We start from the raw sequence: 26,654 nt of genomic DNA, 5'->3' as shown, positions 1-26,654 counted from the left end.
CCGGCCATGAGAATTGCCCTAATCAAAGGTGACGGGATCGGCGTTGATGTGGCCGAAGCTGCAATGGCTGTTGTTGAGGCTGCTCTTGCCAAGACGGGTCAGCTCCCCCCCCAGTACGACGAAATCCAAGCTGGTGCTGGCTATTACAAGGAAAACGAGCGCGATATAGAACCTGGTGGTGAAGAGCGGGCCGAAGTTGCCGATGCGATCTTTCTTGGAGCCATCGGACTGCCCTCAATCCGCCATGCCGATGGCACGGAAATATCACCACACTTGCGCCTCCGCGACAGGTTCGAGCTTTATGCCGGTGTCCGCCCGGTGAAAGCCTATCCGAATGCCCCGCAGCGCTTGGCCGATCCGCGCGCGGCCAACATCGACCTGATTATTTTGCGGGAGTCGACCGAAGGACTGTTTTACTCCGCGGCCACCCACAACCGCACTTTGCTCGCCAATGACGACGAAGTTCGAGACGTCCTGCGTATTACCCGCAAGACGACCACAAAGCTGCATGAATTTGCCTTCAACCTTGCCCGCAAACGCCGGGACAAGGGCAGTGCCGGCACACTGACTTGTGTCGACAAGGCCAATGTTTTCACCTCCCTCGCCTTCTTCCGTCAGATCTTCGATGAGGTTCGGCAAAACCATCCTGATGTTGCAGTGGGTTACAATTATGTCGACGCGCAAGCTTTGGATCTTGTCCGCAAGCCCTGGGACTTCGATGTGCTGGTGATGGAAAACATGTTCGGCGATATCTTGTCGGACCTCGCCGGAGGCCTCGTCGGGGGGATGGGCATGGCTGCCTGCGCAGAAATCGGCGACAAGAATGGATTATTTCAACCAGCGCACGGCAGCGCCCCGGATATCATGGGGCAGGATAAGGCCAATCCACTCGCAGCGATCTTAAGCGGTGCTTTGATGTTGGATTATCTGGCTGAAACTCAAGACCAACCAGCGCTATCGGACGCGGCCGACCTTATCAACGCGGCGGTCGAAACAGGCTTTCAGAACAACATGCTGCGGCCGATGGAATTTGGCGGTGACATGGGAACACGTGCAATCACGAAAACACTGATTTCCGTCATTTCCGAAACCGCACAAGTGGCCGCGCAGTAGTACAACGCGGCTCACTGTGAAGGATGATTGTCAGCTGCGCCCCTTCCAAGGAACAAGCCAGCTCTCGGCGCGGCGCATCAGAACATCAATGGCAAAACCGATCACACCGATGAGTACAATGCCCATGATCACAATGTCGGTCAGCTGAAACTTGCTGGCCGCCACAATCATCTTGCCGGCTCCCTTTTCTGCTGCCACCAGTTCGGCAGCAACAACCGTTCCCCAGCAAACACCCATGGCAACCCGCGCACCGGTAAAGATTTCGGGCAGCGAGTTCGGCACGATCACATGCATAAGGATCTGCAGTTTTGAGGCACCAAGCGAATAGGCTGCATGGACCTTGGATATGTTGACACCCGACACACCAGCGCGGGCGGCAATGGTCATGATCCAAAGAGCGGCGAGGAACAACAAGATGATCTTGCCAGACTCACCAATACCGAACCAGATGATGACCAATGGGATGAGAGCCAGCGGCGGAACGGGTCGCATGAATTCAACGATCGGATCGAACCAGCCACGGAACCAACCGGACAGCCCCATGGCATAGCCAAGCGGGATACCAATCAGACTGCCGAGCACAAAACCTGCAAAGACGCGGAGTAGCGACCATCCAAGATGTTCAACTAGGGTAATTCCCTGATATCCTTCGCCAAATATTTCGACATAACGGTTCCAGACAGCTTCAGGTGACGGCAGCCAGATCGGCTCCATCTGCATGCCTTTGTTCGGTGTGAAATTCAACGATCCCTTTGCTGTTAGAGCGACAGAGCCGTCGGTAACTTCTACCGGAGAACCGACAGAAATCGGCTGTCCGTCAATGGCGATAATCTTGAAGCCATCTTCTTTGTAACCGGTGTCATTGCGGTTCACCTTGATCAAACCGCTGCGCCAGGCAGCAACACTATCGACGTCGTTCTGGGCAAAACCGCCGCTTGGAGCTGGTTCAGGCAGCTCCACCTTCTCGTCCAACTTGTGAACGACAACTGTCACTGTTGCGCTGTCTGTCGCTCCAGATGCATTTTCAGCAGTGTACGTGAACTCCGTCGTACCGAGAAAAGGACCTGGAACATGGATCGGAGTTAACTTGGACCCTGTGAAGGCTGCCCAGATGAAGAACACCGCCAACACAGAAATGACTGAAGCAACGCGGTTCGCTTTGACGGCGCTTTCATCGCCGAAAGTCACTGTCTTCAGACTGGTGAAGTCGATCCGGTGCACGAGCCTGACCGTTATGAACCGGACAATGAGAAATGCGGCGATAAAGATCGCGATATAGGCGAGCAGAATGGTCATTCGGCAGCCTCCGCCCGGCCCATGATCTCTTCTTCCATTTCCCAGATCATATTAAGGATCTCATCTCGCGTTTCTGAAAAGCCTTTCTGCTTTTTCACAGCTCGCAGATCCGCGTTCACCGCACTATCGGCGAAAGGCAATTGATATTCCTTATGAATTCGCCCCGGGCGCGGTGCCATCACCAAAAGCCTTTCGCCAAGCAGCAAAGCTTCTTCAACCGAGTGAGTGATAAGAATGACGGTTTTGCCGGTTTCCTTCCAAAGTTTCAGAACCAGTCCTTGCATCTTTTCCCGGGTCAAAGCGTCGAGCGCTCCGAGAGGTTCGTCCATCAGGATCACATCGGGTTCATTGGCAAGACATCTGGCCAGCGCTACACGCTGCTGCATCCCTCCGGAGAGTTCATAAACTGCCTTTTCCTTAAAGTCCTGCAGCCCGACGATTTCCAACAAGTGGTCGGTGATTTCGTCCCGCCGCTTTTTAGGCATGCCTTTCATGCGCGGCCCAAAATCAACATTTGACCGGACATTCATCCATTCAAATAGAGCCCCTTTTTGGAACACCATGCCACGCTCAGGAGCCGGGCCGGTGACCACATCGCCATTCAGCACCACTTGGCCTTCTGTCGGCGCTAAAAACCCTGCTAGGATGTTCAGCAACGTCGTCTTGCCGCAGCCTGAAGGCCCTAGCACTGACAGCAGTTCACCATCTTTTAATGTCAGGGACACGTCTTTGAGCGCTTGAATGGAGCTGCCATTCGGCAGATCGAAGCGCATCGAAATATTCTCAAGTATCAGCGGCACGTTACACTCCCGGTAGCCCAACCCTGGAGATGCAGCGGACCAAGCCCGCTGCATCGTGTCAGCCAGATCGCAATTTACATTTTCGAAGCTGCGCCAAGCGGTGACGTGTCAACAGCGCCCTCATAAGAGTCGCGGGCAGAAGGAATGCTTCCAGCTTTCACGAAGACCTCAGCAACACCCTTCATGAAATTCTGGGACCCGCCACCCAGCCATTTACCGCTGAGCTGATCATCCACATTGGGGAACTCGAAAGTTGCCATTGTGCTTGCTGTGTCATCTTCCGACATACCAGCATCTTTTGCAATCACAGGCAGCATTTCCGCCGTGTTATCGCCCGAGTTCCACATAGCGTTGGCATCGGCGGTGACTTTAAGGAACTTCGCCAGAGTTTCGCTCTCTTCAGCAACGAATGAAGCCGGAGCCGATGTCACATCGAACACCAGGATACCAAGTTCTTCCTTTTCCTTACCGGTCAGGAGGACGTTGCCGTGCTCCTTCATTCGGCGCAGCGCGCCGCCCCAGCCACACACCAAATCAAGGCTGCCTTGGGCAAAAGCAGCAGCCCCATCCGGCGGAGCCATATCAACAATATCCATTGTGTTGATGTCGACGCCAAAATGCTCCATCTGCTTCAAGAAGCCGTAATGCGCAGCCGTTCCGATCGGAACACCCACCTTCTTACCGGCCAATTCACCTGCGCTGTCTTTGTCGATTTCCAGCTTTTCAGCAACGACACAATTGTCATTTTCTGCGTAACTGACAGCAACATCGACAATCTGTAGATCTTGGCCCGCGGATGTGGCGACAACGAATGGCGGCACGCCCTGGCTGACAGCAATCTGAACATCTCCAGAAGCCATGGCAGCGGACATAGCGGTCCCGGTATCGAAGGACACCCAATTGACCTTCATACCCAGAGCCTCATCATACTTGCCAGTCACCTTGGCATATTGAAATGGCATCGGCCATTCGAGGAAGTAAGCGACCGTCAGCTCTTCCGCTGATGCCGGTTGAAACATTCCCATCAAGGCCAAGAGCCCCACAGCACCACCAAGTTTCGATTTCAACGCCATTGTTCCACTCCATCTGTTAATTGCCCTGCCGGGAGATCCCAGAATTTCGAGATCGGATTCCCGGCAATTGCCACGGTCTTGTTCTGTTGAGCACGGCAATTCTTCCGCTGCCGTTTATCCGTGAAAAAGCGTATGAGCTGAGATTTCTGCTGGCAAGCAATGGAAACAGTCTGGACTTATACCTGGCAACACACTGGCCCTATTGCGTGGTTGGTGGCTATGCACAGTGACGCAAGATTGTGCATTGCGATGGTTTGTTTGCAAAGGAATTTGCGACCGGCCAGATACAAAGCTAAGGCCGAAGGCCAGATGGATTTCCACCAAAACCATGGAGGTGTTACCGTGGATGCTGTTCTCGCAAAAAACGACAATTCCGATGTCATTGCAGCCGATAAGGCACACGTTTGGCACCATTTAATTCAGCACAAAGCCTTTGAAACCGTTGATCCCCGGATCATAGTTGAGGGCAAGGGCCTTAAGGTCTGGGATGCGAACGGCAAAGAACACCTTGATGCCGTCTCCGGCGGTGTGTGGACCGTGAATGTCGGATATGGCCGGGAAAGCATCGCCGACGCTGTGCGTGACCAACTTGTGTCGATGAACTTCTTTGCAAATACGCTCGGCTCTGTTCCTGGCGCTCTGTTTGCCGAACGGTTGATCTCTAAAATGCCGGGCATGAGCCGCGTGTTTTATTCAAACTCCGGATCAGAGGCGAACGAAAAAGTCTTCAAGATGGTGCGGCAGATTTCTCAGCTGCATCACGGTGGGAAGAAATCGAAAATCCTTTATCGGGACCGGGACTATCACGGTACGACCATCACAGCTTTGTCTGCAGGTGGTCAAGACGAGCGCTCAGCGCATTATGGCCCATTCACGCCAGGATTTGTTCCTGTCCCGCATTGTTTGGAATACCGCAATCAATATGACAGTGCGGAAGCCTACGGCGAACGGGCAGCCGATGCGATTGAAGAAGTTATCCTGCGCGAAGGACCGGACACAATCGGTGCGATCTGTCTGGAAACTATGACAGCGGGTGGCGGTGTCATAGTTCCGCCGGAAGGTTATTGGGAGCGCGTCCAAGAGATCTGCAAACGGCACCAAATCCTGATCCATTTGGATGAAGTGGTTTGCGGTGTTGGCCGCCTAGGAACTTGGTTCGGTTATCAGCAATTTGGCATCAAGCCGGATTTCGTTACCATGGCAAAAGGGGTTGCGTCCGGGTATGCAGCAATCTCCTGCACAGTGACAACGGAAGAAGTCTTTGACATGTTCAAAGATGATTCAGGCGATCCCCTCAGCTACTTCCGGGACATTTCGACCTATGCCGGATGTGCAGCTGGACCTGCGGCGGCACTTGAAAACATGCGTATCATCGAAGACGAGGGTCTGCTCGACAACACCCTCGCCATGGGCGCACGGCTTATGGAAAATCTGGAAGGCCTGAAAGCCAAACATGCAGTGGTCGGCGATGTCCGTGGCCGCGGGTTGTTTGCCGGCGCAGAACTGGTCGCCGACCGGCAAAGCAAGGAACCGGCTGATGAAGCCAAAGTTCAAGCTGTCGTCGGGCATTGTATGGCACAAGGTGTGATCATCGGCATGACAAACCGGGCATTGCCAGGGTTAAACAACACTTTGTGCCTGGCGCCTGCCCTGATCGCGACAGCTGACGACATTGATCAGATCACAAATACGATCGATGAAGCTTTGACCGCGGTTTTCGGCTGAGGCAAGAGCGGAGCTAACTCCTCTCCGCCCCGACATTGTGTCGGAACCAAAAAAGTCCCCGGCTATTGGCCGGGGTAGTCGAGGGGAAGGATCGATGTTTCCAACGGCAGCCGAGTGATCAGGCTGCCGTTCTATTTATTAGTTGAAGTAAATGTTCAGACGGTCTCGGATTGCACGATCAAGATCTTCTGCAATTTGGCTCGGGGCCGTTGCTAGGATCTCGTTCTTGCGCGCGATTGCCTTTTCCAGAAGGATTGGCCGATCCGCTTCTACCCACTCTTTTGGGCTCATGCGGTTACCAAGAGCCGGGTAGACATATTCTGTCTGCATCAATGCCAGCGTCTGCTCGCTGCCGAGATAGTGGCCAGGCCCCTCCAGACAGACCGATTTCATGACCTCGATTGACGTGCTGTCCTCGGTGACATCAATGCCCCGCACAGTTCTTAAAGACTGGCCGAGCACATCGTCGCCGAGGATCAGCGATTCCAGACAAAAGCCTAGCAGAGACGCGTGCATGCCAACTGCCTCATAGACCATATTTAACCCGGAGAGCCCGGCCAGCGTATTGTTGTTGGCCTGTTCCCAGCCGGCTTGCATGTCCGGCAATTTGGAATCCGAAATACCACCCGCAGCACCACCAGGCAGGTCGTAGAAACGGTGCATTTGGGCACAGCCAGCAGTCAGAAGCGCTTGCTCAGCAGACCCGCCGGACATAGCACCCGTACGCAGATCGCTTACAAACGGCCAGGTACCAAAGATTGCCGGATGCCCCGGTTTGATGCTGTTGACATAGACGACGCCTGCCAAGCATTCAGCCACAGCCTGAACAATGGCAGACGCAATCGGGGCCGGCGCCGTGGCACCTGCCTGACCAGCGCTGAGCAGCAGAACCGGCATGCCACCGCGAATACAGTGCTCCATGGCAACACAGCTTTCCTCGGCAAACTTCATTGGCGGCACGACAAAACAGTTGGAATTGGAGATGAATGGCCGATTTCGCCAAACATCTTCCCCACCTGCGATTTCGTGGATCAACTCAAAGCATGGCGCCACATAAGAAGGGTCTGAAAAAGACGTGCCGATATGTTTTTGCGTACCGGAACAGCAGGCATAAAGCGTGTTCAGGTCCATTTCCAAATTGTCGGTCACATCCCGGCAGACCATAGCCCGCTGGAAGAAGTGGACATTGTCCAAATTCTGCACAATCCGGGCAGCGTCATAAAGATCTTGCGCGGTCGTTTCCCGGTAGGTGTTGGTTTCCAGGTCGACCAAATGCACGGCCGCGCCACCGGTGCCGTAATGCACGTTCGACCCGCTGAGGTGCAGATCATATTTCGGATCCCTGCCGTGCAGCGTTATGTTACGCGCCGCCTTTGCCAGCATGTCTTCGACCAGTGCCCGGGGAAACCGCAGACGGCCATCATCGCCAAGTTCCGCACCGGCTGCCGTCATCGCATCGATGCCGGATTGTGGGGCTTGCGACAGGCCGATCACTTCCAACGCTTCGAGTGCAGCCTGATGAATGCGTTCCACACCGGCATCGGTCATGGGCTTGTAGCGACCGCCACTCATTCCGGGACGGATTGGCCGGATGTTATCGGCAAGAGGCGCTGCCCGCAAAGCCTTGCGCGCAGCCCGTCCACCGGAACGTCCGGACCGGCGCGGGGCCGGTGTCATCTCTTCCTGAACCATCGACTCTCCTCCCTAAAGATCGACTTGCGCTTTATGCTTTCACCCGCTCTGACCGCGGGTCGTACATTGGTTTGAGGGACGTCTGAGCAGCAATCCGCTGCCCGGCCACTTCGATTTCGTATGTAGACGCCAAAACATCTGCCGCGCTCTCGCCTTCGCACGGCACGTAGCCGAGGCCAGCAGCAGCACCCAACGCATGTGCGAAAGCGCCAGAAGACAAGTAACCGCAGACTTTGCCGTCACGAAGGATCGGCTCTGCGTGGTAGAGCATGGGTTCCGGATCCTTCAGCAGGAACTGAACTAATCTGCTTGTGGGACCAGTTTCCTTGCGTTTCAGAACGGCATCGCGGCCAATGAAATCCGGTTTGGCAGTCTTGGCGGCAAAGCCAAGACCGGCGTCGATGACATGATCTTCGCAAGTGATGTCATGGCCGAAGTGCCGGAAGGCCTTTTCCATCCGGCAACTGTCCATGGCGTGCAGGCCACAGAGTTTGAGCCCGGCGTCCTGCCCTGCCTCCCAAAGAGTTTCGAACGCATGAGCAGCAAATTCGGTCGGCACATAGATTTCCCAGCCCAATTCCCCGACATAGCTGACCCGGTGTGCCCGGGCGAGCGCCATACCAATTTCGATGTCTTGAGCGGTGCCGAACGGATTGACCTCATTGGAAAAATCATTCGGCGAAACACGAGCAAGCAGATCCCGGGACTTTGGCCCCATAACCGCCAGAACGGCTTCACCGCTGGTCACATCGGTAAGGACAACCTGATGATCGCCTACATGCCGGCGCATCCAGGTCTGATCAGCCAAACGGGTCGCGGCGGGGGTGACCATCAGATAGGCGGTTTCGCTGATCCGTGTGACCGTCACATCCGCTTCGATGCCGCCTTTGCTGTTCAGCATTTGCGTATAAACGATCCGGCCAGCCGGCACACTCATGTCCGCGCCGCAAACATGGTTCAGAAACCGCTCTGCGTCCGGCCCTTCTACGCGGATCTTGCCGAACGAACTCATGTCGTAGAGGCCTACATTTTCGCGGATCGCCATGTGCTCGCGCGCACTGTTTTCAAACCAATTCTGACGTTTCCACGAATACTGATAGGCCGGGGCCTGGCTTTTATCGGCGTACCAGTTGGCGCGTTCCCATCCCGCGAGTTCCCCCATCACAGCACCTTGCTCCAAAAGATGCGCGTGAAGCGGGGAGCGGCGAATGCCACGTGCGGTCGCTTTTTGACGGTACGGAAAATGGTCTGCGTACAGAAGTCCCAAGGTTTCCTTGGACCGTTCGAACAAATAGGTCTTGTTCCCCTGGAACGGTTGCATGCGGGAAATGTCGACATCACCGAGATCAAACGGTTTTTCGCCGCTATCCATCCAGGCAGCCAGCGCCATTCCGGCCCCTCCAGCGGACTGAATGCCGATGGAATTGAACCCTGCCGCGACCCAGAAGTTTTCCAGTTCCGGTGCCAGACCCAGATGATAGGCGTCATCCGGCGTGAAGCTTTCCGGCCCATTGAAGAACGTGTGAATGCCCGCCTCTGCCAGCATCGGCATGCGCTCGACAGCAGCTGCCAGGATCGGTTCGAAATGATCAAAATCTTCCGGCAGCTGATCGAATTCAAACCGGTCGGGAATACCGTTCATACCCCATGGCTTGGCATTCGGTTCGAACGCCCCAAGCAGCATCTTGCCGGCATCTTCCTTGTAGTAGGCACACTCGTCGGGGACACGCAGGACCGGTAGTTGTCCCAACCCATCAATCTGTTCGGTGACGATGTAAAAATGTTCGCAGGCATGAAGCGGGACGTTGACCCCGGCCATGCGGCCTACCTCGTGGCCCCACATGCCGCCACAATTGACGACCATGTCGGCCTCAACAAACCCAATTTCACCCTCGTGTTCCCAGGCAACACCAGTGGCACGGCGGTCTTTGACTTCGATCCCTGTAACCTTGACCCGCTCAAGAACCTTTGCACCTTTTTGCCGGGCGCCTTTGGCAAGTGCCAGCGCGATGTTGGCTGGATCGCCCTGCCCATCGAGCGGGAGATAGACGGCCGCTGTGGCTCCATCGGTGCTGACATGCGGATAGCGCTGATTGACTTCTGAAAGCGAAATCTCCTCGACTTCAACGCCAAAAGCCCGCGCCATTGAGGCCTGACGGAGGATTTCCTCCCGGCGTTCATCCGTCAGAGCCATAGTGATCGACCCGCATCGCCGGAAGCCTGTCGACAGACCGGTTTCCTCTTCCAGAGAGCCGTAGAGCTCCTGGCTGTATTTGGCAAGGCGGGTCATGTTCTGGGTCGCCCGGAGCTGGGCTATCAGCCCAGCTGCATGCCATGTCGTGCCGCTGGTGAGCTGTTTACGCTCTAAAAGAAGGATGTCGCTCCAGCCCTTTTTTGCCAGATGGTAGGCAACGGAACACCCGATAACACCGCCACCGATAATGACAACACGGGCTTTTGAAGGAATGGCCATGGGACCTCGTTCAAATAGCAATTGATCAAAGTGTCTTGGTTAGACGGCGCGCATTTAGGCTCTGAGCCTTTGATTTTGAGGATCCCAGAGTGGGGCGTCCGGCTGGACCGTGGCCGAAACTCTTTCACCATACACCTCGATCTCAAGCGCGGTATCTGGATGGGCCAAATCTTCCCGAACCATGCCAAGCGCCACACAGGCATCAATCCGGAAACCATAGGCCGCGGACGTGGTCTCGCCCACAATGTTTCCATTCATCCAGATGTTCGACATATACGGCGGGTCGATCTCATCGCTGTCCACCTTGAGTGTTACGAAGCGCTGTTTCGAACCTTGCTGCTTTTCATTGAGAAGGGCAGTCTTTCCGGGGAAGTCTTCTTCTTTGTCCAGCTTGGTGAACCGATCCAGACCGGATTCCAGCAAGGTGTAGTCGGTGCTGAGATCGCCCTTCCATGCCCGGTATCCTTTTTCGATCCGAAGGCTGTTGAGAGCATACATTCCAAACGGCGCCGCCCCCGCCTTCGTCACTGCAGCATAAACCGCAGGAATATCGGCCAGCGGCGCATGGATTTCCCATCCAAGTTCGCCGGCAAAACTCACCCGGTAAAGCTCACAGGCGATCCCGGCAACGTCCGCTTTTTGAATGCTCAACCATGGCAGAGTGAGATCGGCGCTGGTTCCGATCGCTTCGAAAAGCTCCCGTGATTTCGGCCCAGTGACAATGAGAGTCGACAGCTCAGTGGTGATGTCTGTGAGGTTGAGATGATCCGGCATGTGCATCGCAAGGATTTCAAAATCATGCCATTGCGCCACAGCCGCGGTGATCAAGACGAAGTCATCCTCACCATAGCGAACGATCGACATTTCCGTATGAACCCGGCCCTTCGAGGTCGGAAAATAGGCAAGCGTCATGCGCCCGATCTTCGGCAAACCACCGGCGATGCGCCCGCGCAGCCAATCTGCAGCTCCCGAGCCTGACAATTTGAAACGTGAAAATCCGGGTAGGTCAAGAACGCCGACACCATCCCGAACAGCAAGCGCTTCTTCGCGCACCCGCTCGAACCAAGGCCCCTTCCGCATCCAGGTCTCGGCACCCTCCAATGAGGTATCGTCACCTTCTTTAGCGAACCAGTTAGCGCGCTCCCAACCGTTGTAAGCGCCGAATTGGGCGCCAGAAGCTTTCAGGGTCTCATGCACAGGCGAAAGCTTTTTGTCCCGCCCTTCAGGCCATTCGTAATGCGGATAATGCATTGCGTATTCATGGCCATAAATTTCCATTCCTTTGGCAACACAATAGTCGTGGTCGGTGTAATCGGTGTAACGCCGGGGATCGAGTCCCCAACAGTCCCACTCAGTTTCCCCTTCGGTGATCCACTCGGTGAGGATCTTGCCAGCACCACCCGCCTGGGCAATTCCGAAAGTGAAGACACAGGCTTCAAAGGCGTTCTTCACACCAGGCATTGGACCCAATAGAGGGATACCGTCTGGGGCATATGGGATGGGGCCATTAATAACCTTCGAAATACCAGACTGGCCAAGCAGCGGCACCCGCGCCATGGCATCTTCTATGTACCATTCCAGGCGGTCGAGATCGTCTGGGTAGAGCTGGAAGCTGAAATCATCCGGCATCGGATCATCGGGCGTGATCCAATGTGCTTTACAGTTGCGTTCGTAGGGACCGAGATTCAGGCCGGTGTTTTCCTGGCGCAGATAATAAGAAGAATCCACATCCCGAAGGAGCGGCAGTTTTTTGCCACTTTCCTTGGTCCAGGCGGCCAGCTCATCCATCTGTTCAGTCAGGAGGTACTGATGGCTCATCACCATCATTGGCACGGTGCGGCCACCATAGGGTTTGAACCATTCACCAACACGCTGCGCATAATATCCGGCGGCATTAACAACATACTCGCATCGGATATCGCCCTTTTCAGTCTCTACGATCCATTCATCGTTCTTCCGGCGGACACCAGTCGCGGGTGTAAAGCGCAGGATCTTCTGACCCATGGCGCGCGCACCTTTTGCCAGCGCCTGAGTAAGCTGGGCCGGATCCATATCGCCGTCAGTGGGATCCCAGAATGCACCCTCCAAGTCATGTGTCTCCAGGAACGGGTAAGCGTCCTTAAGGTCCGCGAGCGACATCATGGCTGAGTCAATGCCCTGCCGCCGGGCCATGCTGTTGGCCCGTTCAAATTCCATCATGCGGTTTTTCGAGTGCGCCAGCCGAACAGATCCCGTGACATGGTAGTTGATCGGATAATCCACCTCATCACCCAGCCGCCGGTAAAGCTCCGTGGAATACCGCTGCATATTCATGACCGCCCAACTGGACGAGAATGTCGGGATGTTTCCGGCCGCATGCCAGGTACTTCCAGCTGTCAGCTCGTTCTTCTCCAAAAGAACACAATTGTTCCATCCAGCCAGACCAAGATGATAGAGAACCGAGGCACCGACAGCCCCTCCCCCGATGATCACGACACGTGCTGTGCTAGGAAATTCCGACATGGCTGGCTCCGGTTGAGTCAGGGATTAATAAACAGGAGGTGAAATGATCCAGACTGCGACAGCTGGTTCATCAAAAGGATTTGCCCAGCGATACTTGTCTCCTCGGATCCGAAAGGAGTCGCCTTGGCGGATAAGAAATGGCTCATCTTCGAGCCAGATTTTCAGTTTTCCAGACACCAAAAAGGCCAGCTCCTGGGTCGGTCTGTTGATTGCATCTTCCCGTTCTGAACCTGGAAGAAATGTAGAGTGGATGACTTCAAAACTGTCTGTGAGATCGGGCGAAAGAAGTTCTTCGACCAGTCCCGGCACTCGCTCGCCAATCATGCGCCGATCGGAAGACCGGACGATTATTCCATTTTCACGAACGTCCGGACCTTCCCTGCCGTCCAGGAGCGATGGGGCAACGTCAAACACATCGGCTAGGCGATCGATATCCTCGCTCGACAGTTTTGAAATGCCGCGCTCGATCTGGCTGAGCCAACCGACCGATTTGCCGAGGCGCTCTGCAAGTTCGGTCAGGGTGATCCCTTTTGTTTTTCGAAGTGCGCGTAAATCTGCACCCAAATCAGCCATACCAATTCCGGCTCCGTGAAATTTCTTTAAAAAATTTCACACAAAAAATGAAAAAAGGAAAGAAATTTTCACGACATTCGTTGTCGAAAAACGACATTTCTAATGAGAGCAACCGGAATTCAACCTAGTGGAACTGCTTCAGCAGTCTTTGCGTTTCCGCCGCTATTGTTTTTTCTTCTTCGGCTTCAACGATCCAAATCGGGATTGAAGAACCGGCGGCATCGATCCGAAACGCATTGTTATCATTGGCCTCAGGATCGTAATCCGCATCGAGCCAAGTCAACCCTGAAAGAATTTTCTGCCGGACCAGCGCATCATTCTCACCGATCCCCCCGGTAAACGCGATCCCATCCAGACCACCCATCGCCGCAATCATCGATCCCGCATGACGGACCGCCCAATAACAAAAGTGATTGATGGCGAACTGGGCGGCATCAGTCCCGAATGCATGCAAGGCCCTCATATCCGAAATGCCGCCGAGCCCAAGCAGTCCGCTTTTCCGGTTCAAAATCTGAGATGTCTCGTCAACCCCGAATTGCTCGGCCAGACGCAAAACCAAATTGCCATCGATGCTGCCGCACCGCGTTCCCATTGTAAGGCCTTCTAGCGGCGAGTATCCCATGGTCGTTGCGACCGATTGGCCGGATTTGATGGCGCAAAGGCTGGCACCGTTGCCCAGGTGGAGCGCAAGCAGCCGATCCGGCACACCGTCTGGAGCGCGATCGGCCAATGTGTTCACTAGCCCTTGATAGGAAATGCCGTGAAACCCGTACCGCCGGAAGTTTTTCATCTCCGGACTGTCCGGTAGTGCGTAACGCTGGGCCACTTCCGGATTGGTGGCATGAAAAGCAGTATCGAAACACGCGACCTGCAACAAATCTGGCGCCAAGTCACCAAGCGCCTCAATCGCTGCCAGATTGTGAGGATTGTGCAAGGGAGCCAGATCACTGCAGCGCTGGATTTCCTTGATAACCGCCGCATCCACGCCGATGGAGGCTTGGAGGGACGCCCCCCCATGCACGACACGATGCCCTGCTCCCGCCAGATCCGTGACATCGATGCCCGCATTGTGAACCGCCTCCAGAATTGCGCTAAGCGCAGCAGAGTGGTTCGGTAAAGAAACCAACGTTTCCTTGCTGATCTTATCTTTGGAAGTAAACTTCAGAACCGAAGCGCCACCGATCTCGGTAGCACTGCCGGACAGAATTTGTTCGAGATGTCCGTCAAAAACAGCGAACTTGATGGACGACGATCCGGAATTGAGAACCAATATGCCGCCCATCAAGCAATCACCTTACATTTTTATTGCGGGCGCATATCAGCCGGGTCAATCCCGGCGACCACGACCGGTTTCTTCATGGCATCCCGGCGGAAGGGCTCGCCAAGCTCCTGGTTGATCAGAACTTCGACAAGGGTGGTTTTGCCGTTTTCCATCTGATCCTTGACCGCAGCATCAAGTTTTTCGGTCAACTCGTCCATGGTTCGGGCGACTTCGCCCTGGAGACCACACGCTTTTGCAATCGCCGCGTAGCTGACGTTGTCATCAAGTTCGGTCCCGACGAAATTGTCGTCGTACCAGAGCGTAGAGTTCCGCTTTTCAGCTCCCCATTGATAATTGCGGAAAACTACCATTGTGATCGCCGGCCATTCGCTACGGCCGATGGCGGTGAGCTCGGTAACCGCAATCCCAAATGCGCCATCCCCTGCAAACCCAACAACCGGGGTGTCCGGACACCCGATCTTGGCGCCTACAATCGCAGGAAGACCGTAACCGCACGGCCCAAAAAGACCGGGCGCCAGATATTTCCGCCCGGCTTCAAAGCTCGGATAGGCATTGCCGATCGCACAGTTGTTGCCAATGTCTGAACTGATGATCGCTTCGCGCGGAAGCGCTGCCTGGATCGCCCGCCAGGCTTTGCGCGGGCTGAGCCAGTCCGGCTTCGCAGCCCGTGCACGCTCGTTCCAAGAAGTCCCCGGATCATCGTCCTCATGATCCATGGACGACAATTGTTGGGCCCAACGGGACTTTGTCTGCGCAATCTCGTGTTTCCGCTCTTCGCGGCCACTGTCCCCGGCATCTGGAGAGAGCTTTGCAAGCAAGGACTGCGCAACTTTCTTGGCATCGCCGACAATACCGACGCTCACGGGTTTGGTCAGACCGATCCTGTCCGGATTGATGTCGATCTGGATGATCTTTGCGTCCTTCGGCCAGTAATCCATGCCGTATCCCGGCAATGTAGAGAATGGATTGAGCCGTGTCCCTAGCGCCAAAACCACATCTGCTTTGGCAATCAGCTCCATCCCCGCTTTGGATCCATTGTAACCGAGAGGCCCTGCAAACAACCGGTGCGACCCTGGAAACGCATCATTGTGCTGATAACCGCAGCACACCGGCGCATCGAGCCGTTCGGCAAGCGCAATGCTGTCTCCAATAGCATCCGCCAGAACCACACCGGCACCATTGAGGATCACCGGGTTCTTTGCACTGCTCAATAGATCTGCCGCTTCCTGGATAGCCGTGTCTCCTCCGGAAGGGCGTTCAAAATCAACGATAGCGGGCAGATCGATATCGATCACCTGCGTCCAGAAATCGCGCGGCATATTGATCTGTGCCGGTGCACTGGCACGTTTGGCTTGAAGGATCACCCGGTTCAAGACCTCAGCAACACGCGACGGATCCCGAACTTCTTCCTGATAGGCGACCATGTCTTTGAACAAGGCCATTTGCTCAACTTCCTGGAAGCCGCCCTGCCCCAAAGTTTTATTGGCAGCTTGCGGTGTGACCAGAAGCAATGGCGTATGATTCCAGTAAGCCGTCTTAACAGCGGTGACGAAGTTGGTAATGCCTGGGCCGTTTTGGGCAATCATCATGCTGAGTTTGCCGGTTGCACGGGTGTAACCGTCAGCCATCATTCCGCCCGAGCCTTCATGAGCACAATCCCAGAAGGTGATGCCCGCTTTCGGGAACAGGTCAGAAATTGGCATGAAGGCGGATCCAATGATCCCGAAGGCATGCTCAATCCCGTGTCTTTGCAGGACCTTTACGAAAGCTTCCTCTGTTGTCATTTTCATTTGAAACGCACTCCCTCGCCTTGACCTAACGGCTGGCTGATATGAACTTGAAGTGATTTCATGCCGCGCTTCGAGCGCCGGTCTTAGGGCCAGTTTCAGGGGCTTGGTATAGCCAGTTTAGGCGCCTGATACGAAGCTTACCTCATAGCCTCTGCAATCCGGCCAATTCCTTCGGGGATTCGTGCTGACGGAATCGAGGAGTATGCCAACCGATAATAACAATGATTGTCATCAGAGCGGTCAAAAAAGGCTCGGCCTTGATCGATCACGACGCCGCTTCGGCGAAGTGTTATGGCCAGTTCACTGGTGTTGACCCGCTCTGGCGCCCGCATCCAAAAACTCGATCCACCATGATTGCCGCCGCTGGCGATTTGAAGACCGTAATCCCGGATGGCTTTATCCATGACGGACCGTCTGCGGCGATAGGCCTGGCCCATCCTGTTGACCATGGCATCATGGTAGCCGAGCGATAGAAAATAGGCTGTCGTGCGCTGGATATGTCCAGGTGGATGCCGCAACACCAGCGCTCTAAGTGCGCGCGCTTCCCGGATCAGCGGTTTTGCGGCAACGATGTATCCCAACCGCAGTCCTGGAAAGAGGGATTTGGAAAACGAACCAACATAAATAACAGTGCCGGCACGATCGAGCGACTTCAGCGCCGGTGTCGGCGCTTTTTGAAAAGCCATTTCGAACTCGTAGTCGTCTTCCACGATTACGAATCCTTCGTCCACGGACCGGGATAATAGGGCGCGGCGGCGGTCCAAAGGCATCGTGGTGTTGGTCGGACACTGATGGCTGGCAGTGGTGAACACCACTTGCGTATCTTTCGGAATGTCATCAGGCGGCAAGCCATTCTCGTCAACATTCACCTGAGCGATTTGGCAGCTGGTTTGATCCAGAATATCGCGTAGTCCAGGATAACACGGGTTCTCGATCGCAGCGACGCGGCCATTGGTCAGCAACACCTGCGCGCACAGCCAAAGCGCGTTTTGAGCTCCCATCGTAATCAGGATTTCATCCTGCTGTGCGGAGATCCCCCGCCGTGGGAGAATGTTGCGGACGATATATTCGATGAGCTTGGGATCATCCTGCTCATATGGATCAGCCGTCATGCTTTCGAAATTTTTCCGGCCCAGCGCTTCCAGCGCACAGCGCCGCCAGTTGTCGTGATCAAACAGGCGCGCATCCGGCTGGCCGTAGATGAAGGGATAAGGATAGTCGCGCCAGTCTGATGGCCGCACCAAACTAGTGCGATAGGAATAGCGGGAGCTGATCATTCCTTGCCAACTGATGGCTTCTTGCTGCTCACGATCCGCAACATTAATCATAGGCGGCGGCGGGGCGCTATCAGAGACAAAATACCCAGATCGCCCCCGAGAGGTCAGGTAGTCATTTGCGACCAATTCCGCATAAGCCAGTGTTACTGTAATTCGGCTCACGCCCAGCCAACTGGCCAACTTCCGGCTAGACGGCATCCGTTCATTTGGCAAGAACCGGCCAGACAATACACCTTGACTGACAAGATGCTGGATTTGTTGCTGAAGGGTACCTTCGAATTTTGGATCTAAATGGAATTGCTCTGGTTTGATCGCCACTTCTGGACCTATCATAGACATCAACTGGTCTGATCAGTTGACACCAGGCGTCCCGAACGTTTCAAGCTTTTTTTGGTTCAACATCCTTCCAGGGCCGCTTCAACACTTATACAGCGCCGCGGTCTAGAACACTTGCTCGACGGTTTCAGTTCCCGAAAGACGGTTCAAAAGCCGGACATAAACGTGATCCGGTTTGGTATTTCCAATCGCGATAGAACCAGAATATTTGAGGGTTTTAACGGATTGAGAACACAGACCCGGTTGATGAAGAATTTCAACGTTGAAAATAATGCTTGAACCTCTTCCCGTGTCCGATTTCTTTTTAAAATGGCTCACCCGGCCATTTTTGTAACAATGGTTGGGCACCAATACCGAGAAACGATAATTTAGCTTCCCGCCTGAAAAACGAACAGAATACTTGTTGTTTTTCATGTTCACTTGCTGTGAAGCGATCACCTTTTCCGGAATCATTTTGTTAACTTGGCCTGCGATGTTAATGACCTCACCGCGGCTCAATCCCATTTTTGAGTAATCCAATCCAAACGCAGTCTCGGCGCTGCCAAAAGCCCAAAACAAACATCCAACGAAACACGTCATCCGGATCATAAAATCGGCCCTGCTTGTCGTGCTGAACAGCCTGCATGCCATCAAGAAACGCAAAGCTGCTGACGCAGATGGAAAAAGGGGCAAATATTTGCCCCTTCCGCCAACTTCAGCTCCGATCTGGAGCTCAGATGCGCTCTACATCCCCGCAAATGGATCTAGAACCTCGGTTGTGGCAAGAATTTGCACTCCGTCATCATCTGCGAGACGGGCCCCGGACAGAGCACTTGTACCGGTGACTGTCACCAGCAACTGGTAGTCGCCGGTATAGAAGCCGCCGTAGGAATCGGCTTCTATGTAAACCCGTCCTGAGCTTGTCGCAGTAACATTCAGCAGCGAGTCAAGGCCTGTGCCGCCGTCATCGTTTGACAACAGAACGCTTGTGCCGGTGGAATCATAGATCCGGAGAAGAGGATCCGACAGTTCATTGGGCCCAACACCAGCAAGCGAGACCTGATAGGATGTTCCGGCGACGATATCCCAGGCAAACCAGTCTTCATCTCCCACAAAACCCAAGTCGCTTTGCATAGCGGAGTTGAGTGTGACCGTTTGGGTCGTCGAGGTATCATCAGGGATATCTGCACCGCCAACGGACGTTTGCACCACGGTCAGCTGATAATCTCCACTGTAATAGTTTCCGTAGGCTTCAGCTGAGATATAGACCGTGCCGGTCGTGGTTGGCGAATAGATGAGTTGCGAGTTCAAGCCAGTCCCGCCGTCATCGTTCCGGGCCAGTTCTGTACCTGCGGCGGTCACAACTCGAACCAATGGATCCGACAACGCACTGGATCCAGTTCCTTCCAGATCAATCTGGTAAGAGCTACCGGCCGTTACATCAAGCCGGAACCAATCGGTGTCACCGGCAGATTCAAGCGTGCTGGTATTGACGCTTGTCGTCCCTGTGATGACCGAAGTCGTCGATGAATCTCCGGGAATGTCCTGCGTCGACTGCCCTGTTTGGCTGACACTCAGTGAATAGGTCCCGAGATCTTGGTTGCGGAAAGACCCTGCTGAAATGTAGTAAGTGCCAGTAGTGCTTGGCGTGTACTGCAACAAGGATTCCAGCCCAGTGCCACCGTCGTCATTGTAGTCAACAAGCTGACCGGAAGAGTTGTAGAGTCGGACATATGGGTCGGCAATCGTGCCCGCACCTGATGGCGCCCCTTTCAGATCAATCTGGTAGATGCCACCTGCGGTGAGCTGAATTTGGTACCAATCGCGATCCACCGCAAAGTCAAGCGTGCCAGTGACCGTGCTGCCGGCTGTTATCGTAGCAGTCGTTGATGTATCACCTGCGATGTCGGTGCTGCCGCCGGTGGACGATGTTCTGACGACATAAGTGCCTGTCGCGCTCCCGTATGCAGCCACATCCAGATAATATGTGCCTGAGCTTACGGGCGTATATTCCAGCCGTGACTCGTACCCGGTGCCACCATCGTCATTATAAGTAATGACATTCCCCAGACTATCACGAAGTGTCAACGTCGGGTCGGAGAGCGTTCCTGCAGAAGACGGAGATCCTAGCACATCTACTGTGTAGTTTTGACCGGAGGTTAGAGAAACCCGGATCCAATCGGAATCGCCGGAAAAATCGATACTAGAGGAAAAGTCCTGACCAACGGTCAGACCTGCGGTCGTTGATGTGTTATCTGCGATCGTATCAGTTGGCGTCGGTGTAGGGGTGGTGCCACCACTTAGAGCCAATATGGCTTCACCTAATGCCAGAACATCAACACGTTGATAGTTTGTGTTTGTCGCGGCCAAACTATTATCTTCGTCATCTCCGTCAAAGATGGTGACACCAGATTGGTGCAGCAGGGTTTCAAATTCTGCAGGTGTTAACGAACGCCCGATCGTTTGGTTTGCGAGTTGCTGAGCGAGCGCTGCAATGCCGGCAATGTGAGGGGCGGCCATACTCGTCCCTTGCAACTGAACCGTGCCACCGCCTGGTGCGGCTCCTGTAATGAGCGCCCCCGGCGCCATGACTGATGGAATGTCGTCGCTGCGCTGGGAGAAGTTCGTTATCCTGTCAGCCGCCGTTGTGTTGTCCAGGCCGACTTTGCCGAAATCCCCTGACCAAACTGCACCAACGGCAAGTGAATTCGGATCCGCCGATAGATTAGAAGTGCCCTCAACCTGGAACTGAGCATAGTCATTTCCGGCGGCCACAACGGTAATCACACCCAAGTTGTTTAATGCCACTAATTCGTCGGCTAGGCCATATGGATTAGCTTGTTCAACATTGACGTTCGTTGTCGCGCCCAGCGACATATTCACAGCAGTTATGTTGTAAGCAGAAGCGTTGCGGACAACCCATTGAAGGGCTTTCTCGACATCGCCAAAACTACCACCACCATTGTTACCAAGGCCTTGCAAAGCAATGATGTTGGCATTCGGAGCCATGCCTGTATAACCGCCCGCAGAACTGGCAACAATTGATGCCACATGCGAACCATGGCCATCGACATCATTGACTGTTCCATCGCCATCTTGAGAAAAGTCTTGATGATAGACAATTCTGTCTGAGACCCCGTCTCCATTCGTATCCGGACCGAATGCCGGATGGTTGAGGTCAATACCAGTGTCGATCACAACGACGGTCTGACCGGTTCCATCAATGCCAGAAAACCGGGAATCCGCTCTGAACGCTGTTAGATTTATTTGGTCTGAACTTTGGGCTGTCATCCCTTCAAATTCAGTAGAATCGATGGCCAGTTCGATCGTGGTGGTGCCGACCTTTTCGTCACTATCGCCATAGTTAATACCGGAATCAGGATCAGTTTTTATGCTGTCATTAACGCCAGTAGAGCTTATGAAATAAGCCGCACCTTCATTGACCCCGCCAAGGGTATTTATCAACGTATCAATTTCTTGCTGGTTCGAAGAATACACATGACTGTTTAGAGCAGGGACATAGATCCGAACCACAGCCGTACCATACCCTTCTGCACCGCCATCAGTTGCACTGACGTACCAAACCGCGGAATCTTGAATGGTAAATCCTTGAGTTTGAACGATGGCAATTTCTTCGGCATTTGAGGTGAACAAATACCTGCCCGTATCTGCATTGAAGAGACGAACTACCGGTATGGTTCCAGTGGCTTGAGTTGTGAGCGCTTGAAATGCTGCCCCTTCATTCAACCATGTTGGATTGGCAGCAGCGATTTGTGCCCTTTCAACATCACCAACTGCAAAATAGTGAGACCCTGTAGCGGGATTAAAAAACCTAAAAACATCAGCCATATTGCCCTCCCATAGACAATGTCCGGACACTTTTGGATTTACTTGACGCAGATGATTTCGCGGACTCCACGCAAATCAACACGCGACTAGATATGAAATTATGAATATATTAAAGTTTAACTGGCTTTGATCTACGTCAAATTATGATGCCAAGCGCTAAACTTAACATACATGACGTAGGGTAACCAAGATGCATCGACCGCCGCTACATACCCTTGGTTTAATTTGACCTAGAATGATCTTTCTACGCGCAACCAGCAATCATCCAGGTGAGCGCCATTAGTCCCGACAGATCAACATACCAATTGTTCATTATCTAAAAACAAAAGAGGGTCAGCCATGAGCCAACCCTCTCCAGAATTCAAGTCGCCATTGATTGAGCGAAAGATGTGTTATCCGCCGAAGTCGTCCAGCATGATGTCTTCGCGGTCTACCCCAAGTTCAAGCAACATATTGATGACGGACTGGTTCATGATGGGCGGTCCGCACATGTAGAATTCGCAGTCTTCTGGCGCTGGATGATCCCTCAGATACTCGTGATAGAGCACGTTGTGGATGAACCCTGTGTAACCTTCCCACTCGTCTTCCGGCAGCGCGTCGGACAGGGCCACATGCCACTCGAAGTTCTCGTTTTCGGCGGCGAGGCTGTCAAAGTCTTCAACGAAGAACATCTCGCGTTTGGAGCGGGCGCCATACCAGAAGCTGATCTTACGTTTGGAGTGAAGCCGCTTGAGCTGGTCAAAGATATGGCTGCGCATCGGCGCCATGCCGGCACCACCGCCAATGAAAACCATTTCCTTTTCGGTGTCGCGCGCAAAGAACTCGCCAAACGGACCGGAAATCGTAACTTTATCGCCCGGCTTCAGATTGAAGATGTAGCTGGACATCTTGCCCGGAGGAATGCCTGCCGATCCCGGTGGTGGCGAAGCCACACGGACATTAAGCATAATCATGCCTTTTTCTTCCGGATAGTTGGCCATGGAATAGGCCCGCTCAACCGGTTCATCGACATTGGATTCATATTGCCAGAGGTTGAAGCGGTCCCAGTCTTCCCGGTACTCGTCTTCAACATCAAATTCGGTGTATTTCAGATGGTGCGCTGGCGCTTCAATCTGAATGTATCCACCAGCGCGGAAATTGACGTCCTCGCCTTCCGGCAATTCAAGAACGAGCGCCTTAATGAAGGTCGCAACGTTCTCATTGGAACGAACCGTACATTCCCACTTCTTGACGCCGAAGACCTCTTCAGGAACCTCGATCTCCATGTCCTGTTTGACAGCGACCTGGCAGGACAAGCGGTCGCCGCAGGCCGCTTCGCGCTTGGTGATATGGCTTTCCTCGGTCGGCAGGATAGATCCGCCGCCGGAATGCACCTTCACCCGGCACTGGGCACAAGTGCCGCCACCGCCGCAAGCAGAGGGAACGAACAACTTTTGTTCGGCCAGAGTTTGCAACAGCTTGCCGCCGGCCGGGACAGAGATCGTCTTCTCACCGTTGATGGAGATGTTGACGTTGCCGGTCGACACGAGCTTTGAGCGCGCTGCAAGAATGATCGTGACAAGCGCCAGCACGATCAGGGTAAAGAGCAGTATGCCTAGTCCTAATGTGGCCACAGGGCTCTCCCGTTACAGTTTGACGCCGCTGAAGGACATGAAGGCCAACGCCATCAGACCTGCGGTGATAAAGGTGATGCCCAGACCCTGAAGGCCTTCCGGAATGTCGGAATACTTCAGCTTTTCGCGAACTCCGGCCATGGCTGTGATCGCCAACGCCCAACCAAAGCCAGAGGACACGCCATAGGTGACGGCTTCCGGAAAGTTGTAGTCCCGCTCCACCATGAAAAGTGAGCCACCAAGAATGGCGCAGTTCACGGTGATGAGTGGCAGGAACACGCCGAGCGCGTTGTAAAGCGGAGGGAAGTACTTATCGAGCACCATTTCCAGGATCTGAACCAGGGCTGCAATCACTCCGATATAGGAGATCAATCCCAAGAAGGTCAGATCAACATCGCTAAATCCAGCCCAAGCCAATGCGCCCGGGGCCAGGAGATAGGTCAGAATGAGGTTGTTGGCAGGAACGGTGATCGCCTGAACAACCATGACCGAAATACCAAGGCCAAGTGCCGTTGAGATTTTCTTCGACACGGCGATGAACGTACACATGCCGAGGAAAAACGACAGCGCCAGGTTCTCGACAAAGATGGCCTTAACGGCAAGGGAAATCAGCTGTTCCATCAGTGCGCATCCACCACTTGGATCTTGTACTCAGGTTCTTCGACCTGCTCCGGCTTCCAGGAGCGGAATGCCCAGATCAGCAAACCAATGATGAAGAATGCCGAAGGCGGCAGCAGCAGCATCCCGTTCGGCACATACCAGCCACCATTGTTCACGGTTTCCAGAATGGTCACACCGAAGAGGCTGCCGGAGCCGAACAATTCCCGGATGACGCCGACCAGCATCAGGATCAAGCCATAACCGAGCCCGTTGCCAATCCCATCGATAAAGGAGTCAAGCGGCGGGTTTTTCATCGCGAACGCTTCCGCGCGGCCCATCACGATGCAATTGGTGATGATCAGGCCAACAAAAACCGAAAGCGTTTTAGAGATTTCAAAGAGGTAAGCCTTGAGCACCTGGTCCACCAAGATCACCAGCGATGCGATGATTACCATCTGGACGATAATCCGGATCGCACCCGGAATATGGTTTCTCAGAATGGAGATGAACATTGACGAGAAAGCCGTCACGAATGTCACTGCGACGGTCATCACAAAGGCAACTTGCAAGGACGAAGTCACCGCAAGGGCAGAACAAATCCCAAGAACCTGAAGAGTGATCGGATTGTTGTCGACCAGCGGGTCGATCAACATGCTTCTTCTGGTCTGCGCCATCAGATCTCTCCTGCTTTAAGGTTTTCAAGGAACGGTGCAAACCCAGCTTCACCCATCCAGAAACGGACAAGGTTGTCGACACCGACTGTTGTCAGCGTAGCACCAGCCAGGGCATCGACATGAAAGTCCTCGCCTTGTGCAGGTGCGGTCTTTGCCACGGTGATGAGCAGTTCGCCGCTATCATCCGCCAGCTTCTTGCCCTTCCAAAGTGATTTCCAGCGCGGATTGTCCACTTCTGCGCCGAGACCGGGTGTTTCACCGTGGCTATAGAACTGCAGGCCATAGATGTCGTTGCCGTTGGCTTCAAGCGAGATAAAACCGTACAGCGTTGACCAAAGGCCATAGCCGTGGATCGGCAAAACCACTTTGTCGAGGCTGCCGTCGTCCTTGCGGAGCAGATAAACCGTCACATACTTGGACTTGCGCCCGATCGATGCGGGGTCATCCGTCAACGCCACTGACAAGGCAGGATCAGAAGCCGCTGCCCGGTCATCGAACGTTGCAGCATCAAACTGGTCCGTGAATTTGCCTGTTTCCAGTTCCAGCACCTGCGGCTCAAAAACCGAAAAAGCCTCAACAACATCGGCCTGCGGGTCGTAAAGACCAGCAACCTGCAGAATGTTGATCTGCTTGTCTTTCAGTTTGTTCACTTCTTGCAGCGGGCGCAGCGAAACCGCCGCGGCCGACACGATCATGGACGCGACCAGACAGACCGAAACGGCGACGAAAATCGTCTTCGGAATTGAATCCGTCGGTAGGTCTAGAAAACGCCGCAGGAAGCCTTTGTTTTTGTTGTGTCCGCTGTCTTCAGGCATTTCGTTTCGCCCTGCGTTTGATGTTTGCCTGCACCACGAAATAATCGATAAGTGGTGCGAAAACATTACCGAACAGAATTGCCAGCATCATTCCTTCCGGGAAAGCCGGATTGATGACCCTGATCATCACCACCATAACCCCGATCAAGGCACCGTAGATGTACCGTCCGAGATTGGTATGAGAGGCCGACACCGGTTCGGTGACCATAAAGACCAAGCCAAATGCAAAGCCACCGACCACGAGGTGCCAGTACCACGGCATAGCAAACATCGGATTGCTGTCTGAGCCAATGATGTTGAGCAAAGTGGAGAAGGCCATCATTCCGGCCATACAGCCAACAATCAGGCGCCAGTTTGCGATTTTTGTAATCAGCAGGAAGGCCAGGCCGATCAAACAGGCCAGGGTGGAGGTTTCACCGATACTGCCTTGAATCGTGCCAAGGAAAGACGTCGTCCAGCTCATGCCATTGGCTGCCAGCTGTTGATAGCCCTCGGAAGCGGAGACAGAAAGAGCCGTTGCCCCGGAAAAACCGTCAACCGGCGTCCAGATGGTATCGCCGGACATTTGCGCCGGATAGGCAAAATACAAGAACGCCCGCCCGACTAGCGCCGGATTGAGGAAGTTCTTGCCGGTTCCGCCGAACACTTCCTTGCCGATCACAACACCGAAGGAGATTCCCAAAGCCACCTGCCACAAAGGTGCGGAAGCTGGAAGGATCAAGGAATACAGCATCGATGTGACGAGAAAGCCCTCGTTCACCTCGTGACCGCGCACGGTCGCAAACAGAACTTCCCAGATACCTCCGACGACCAGAGTTGTTAGATAGATCGGCAGGAAGTACATCAGGCCATGCATGAAGTTGGCGAACGGATTTGCCGGATTGAAACCGATGCCAAGCGCCTCGATTATCCAAGCCCGCCAGCCGGACGGCTCTGTGCCCGTCAGCGCCAAGTTGACTTGAAAGCCGACATTATACAGCCCGAACAAAATACATGGGAACGTTGCGATGACCACGTAGGTCATGATCCGTTTCATGTCGACGTAAGACCGCGCATGCGGCGCGGCTGTCGTCACTGTTTTCGGTGTGTAGACCAAGCTTTCCACCATCTCGTAGATGGGGAAAAACTTCTCGTATTTGCCGCCCTTGACGAAATAAGGCTCGATGCGGTCGAAGAAGTTGCGCAGACCCAA

Annotated in this window: 19 protein-coding genes; 2 read left to right on the top strand and 17 right to left on the bottom strand. The window is 54.1% G+C overall.

The window, feature by feature from the left end; genetic code table 11:
* Window positions 1-6 precede the first annotated feature (6 nt).
* Complete coding sequence (locus ACOOFE_RS04110) at window positions 7-1,113, top strand: isocitrate/isopropylmalate dehydrogenase family protein (protein ID WP_420413778.1); 1,107 nt, start codon at window positions 7-9, stop codon at window positions 1,111-1,113.
* A 30-nt stretch (window positions 1,114-1,143) separates the two neighbouring features.
* On the opposite strand, the gene ACOOFE_RS04105 is transcribed toward ACOOFE_RS04110, so the two are convergent.
* The 3 genes from ACOOFE_RS04105 to ACOOFE_RS04095 all read right to left on the bottom strand — a co-directional run bounded on the left by ACOOFE_RS04105 (window position 1,144) and on the right by ACOOFE_RS04095 (window position 4,282).
* Window positions 1,144-2,409 carry an ABC transporter permease gene (locus ACOOFE_RS04105; protein ID WP_420413777.1) on the bottom strand — a complete coding sequence of 422 codons (1,266 nt, stop codon included), beginning with the start codon at window positions 2,407-2,409 and terminating at the stop codon, window positions 1,144-1,146.
* The gene (locus tag ACOOFE_RS04100) at window positions 2,406-3,182 is read right to left on the bottom strand and encodes an ABC transporter ATP-binding protein (protein ID WP_247653858.1); all 777 of its coding nucleotides are present in this window, start codon (window positions 3,180-3,182) and stop codon (window positions 2,406-2,408) included. The genes ACOOFE_RS04105 and ACOOFE_RS04100 overlap by 4 nt, the downstream gene beginning before the upstream one ends.
* Window positions 3,183-3,283: 101 nt before the next feature.
* Entirely contained in the window at window positions 3,284-4,282 is a 999-nt protein-coding gene (locus ACOOFE_RS04095; protein ID WP_420413776.1) for an ABC transporter substrate-binding protein, read from the bottom strand.
* Window positions 4,283-4,624: 342 nt separating this feature from the next.
* Between ACOOFE_RS04095 and ACOOFE_RS04090 the strand changes: the two genes are divergently transcribed.
* Window positions 4,625-6,007, top strand: coding sequence for an aspartate aminotransferase family protein (locus ACOOFE_RS04090; RefSeq protein ID WP_420413775.1), 1,383 nt, complete (start codon window positions 4,625-4,627; stop codon window positions 6,005-6,007).
* A 138-nt stretch (window positions 6,008-6,145) separates the two neighbouring features.
* Here ACOOFE_RS04090 and ACOOFE_RS04085 read toward each other — a convergent pair whose 3' ends face one another.
* From ACOOFE_RS04085 to ACOOFE_RS04020, 14 genes are all read right to left on the bottom strand, one after another.
* Window positions 6,146-7,699 (bottom strand): trimethylamine methyltransferase family protein, encoded by a 1,554-nt coding sequence (locus ACOOFE_RS04085; protein ID WP_420413774.1) that lies wholly within the window; start codon window positions 7,697-7,699, stop codon window positions 6,146-6,148.
* 31 nt (window positions 7,700-7,730) lie between these two features.
* Complete coding sequence (locus tag ACOOFE_RS04080; protein ID WP_420413773.1) at window positions 7,731-10,172, bottom strand: GcvT family protein; 2,442 nt, start codon at window positions 10,170-10,172, stop codon at window positions 7,731-7,733.
* A gap of 54 nt (window positions 10,173-10,226) precedes the next feature.
* Window positions 10,227-12,674, bottom strand: coding sequence for a GcvT family protein (locus ACOOFE_RS04075; protein ID WP_420413772.1), 2,448 nt, complete (start codon window positions 12,672-12,674; stop codon window positions 10,227-10,229).
* A 24-nt stretch (window positions 12,675-12,698) separates the two neighbouring features.
* Window positions 12,699-13,247 (bottom strand): helix-turn-helix domain-containing protein, encoded by a 549-nt coding sequence (locus tag ACOOFE_RS04070; protein WP_420413771.1) that lies wholly within the window; start codon window positions 13,245-13,247, stop codon window positions 12,699-12,701.
* A 124-nt stretch (window positions 13,248-13,371) separates the two neighbouring features.
* Window positions 13,372-14,529 carry an acetate/propionate family kinase gene (locus ACOOFE_RS04065; RefSeq protein ID WP_420413770.1) on the bottom strand — a complete coding sequence of 386 codons (1,158 nt, stop codon included), beginning with the start codon at window positions 14,527-14,529 and terminating at the stop codon, window positions 13,372-13,374.
* A 20-nt stretch (window positions 14,530-14,549) separates the two neighbouring features.
* Window positions 14,550-16,319 carry a sulfoacetaldehyde acetyltransferase gene (gene xsc, locus ACOOFE_RS04060; protein ID WP_420413769.1) on the bottom strand — a complete coding sequence of 590 codons (1,770 nt, stop codon included), beginning with the start codon at window positions 16,317-16,319 and terminating at the stop codon, window positions 14,550-14,552.
* A 137-nt stretch (window positions 16,320-16,456) separates the two neighbouring features.
* Complete coding sequence (locus ACOOFE_RS04055) at window positions 16,457-17,935, bottom strand: PLP-dependent aminotransferase family protein (RefSeq protein ID WP_420413768.1); 1,479 nt, start codon at window positions 17,933-17,935, stop codon at window positions 16,457-16,459.
* Window positions 17,936-18,037: 102 nt separating this feature from the next.
* Entirely contained in the window at window positions 18,038-18,520 is a 483-nt protein-coding gene (locus tag ACOOFE_RS04050; protein ID WP_420413767.1) for a hypothetical protein, read from the bottom strand.
* 135 nt (window positions 18,521-18,655) lie between these two features.
* Window positions 18,656-21,760, bottom strand: coding sequence for a S8 family serine peptidase (locus ACOOFE_RS04045; RefSeq protein WP_420413766.1), 3,105 nt, complete (start codon window positions 21,758-21,760; stop codon window positions 18,656-18,658).
* Window positions 21,761-22,152: 392 nt separating this feature from the next.
* Entirely contained in the window at window positions 22,153-23,373 is a 1,221-nt protein-coding gene (gene nqrF, locus ACOOFE_RS04040; RefSeq protein WP_420413765.1) for an NADH:ubiquinone reductase (Na(+)-transporting) subunit F, read from the bottom strand.
* Between the two features lie 12 nt (window positions 23,374-23,385).
* Entirely contained in the window at window positions 23,386-23,994 is a 609-nt protein-coding gene (nqrE, locus tag ACOOFE_RS04035; RefSeq protein WP_420413764.1) for an NADH:ubiquinone reductase (Na(+)-transporting) subunit E, read from the bottom strand.
* Window positions 23,994-24,647 (bottom strand): NADH:ubiquinone reductase (Na(+)-transporting) subunit D, encoded by a 654-nt coding sequence (locus ACOOFE_RS04030; protein ID WP_141185236.1) that lies wholly within the window; start codon window positions 24,645-24,647, stop codon window positions 23,994-23,996. The genes nqrE and ACOOFE_RS04030 overlap by 1 nt, the downstream gene beginning before the upstream one ends.
* Window positions 24,647-25,462: a Na(+)-translocating NADH-quinone reductase subunit C gene (locus tag ACOOFE_RS04025; protein ID WP_420413763.1), complete on the bottom strand. Its 816-nt coding sequence runs from the start codon at window positions 25,460-25,462 to the stop codon at window positions 24,647-24,649. Before ACOOFE_RS04025 ends, ACOOFE_RS04030 begins: the two co-directional genes overlap by 1 nt.
* The gene (locus tag ACOOFE_RS04020) at window positions 25,455-26,654 is read right to left on the bottom strand and encodes an NADH:ubiquinone reductase (Na(+)-transporting) subunit B (protein WP_141185234.1); all 1,200 of its coding nucleotides are present in this window, start codon (window positions 26,652-26,654) and stop codon (window positions 25,455-25,457) included. Before ACOOFE_RS04020 ends, ACOOFE_RS04025 begins: the two co-directional genes overlap by 8 nt.

Source organism: Roseibium sp., from assembly GCF_965216085.1.
In the GTDB taxonomy this organism is placed as follows: domain Bacteria; phylum Pseudomonadota; class Alphaproteobacteria; order Rhizobiales; family Stappiaceae; genus Roseibium.
This window is presented reverse-complemented; position numbering and strand designations above follow the sequence as displayed.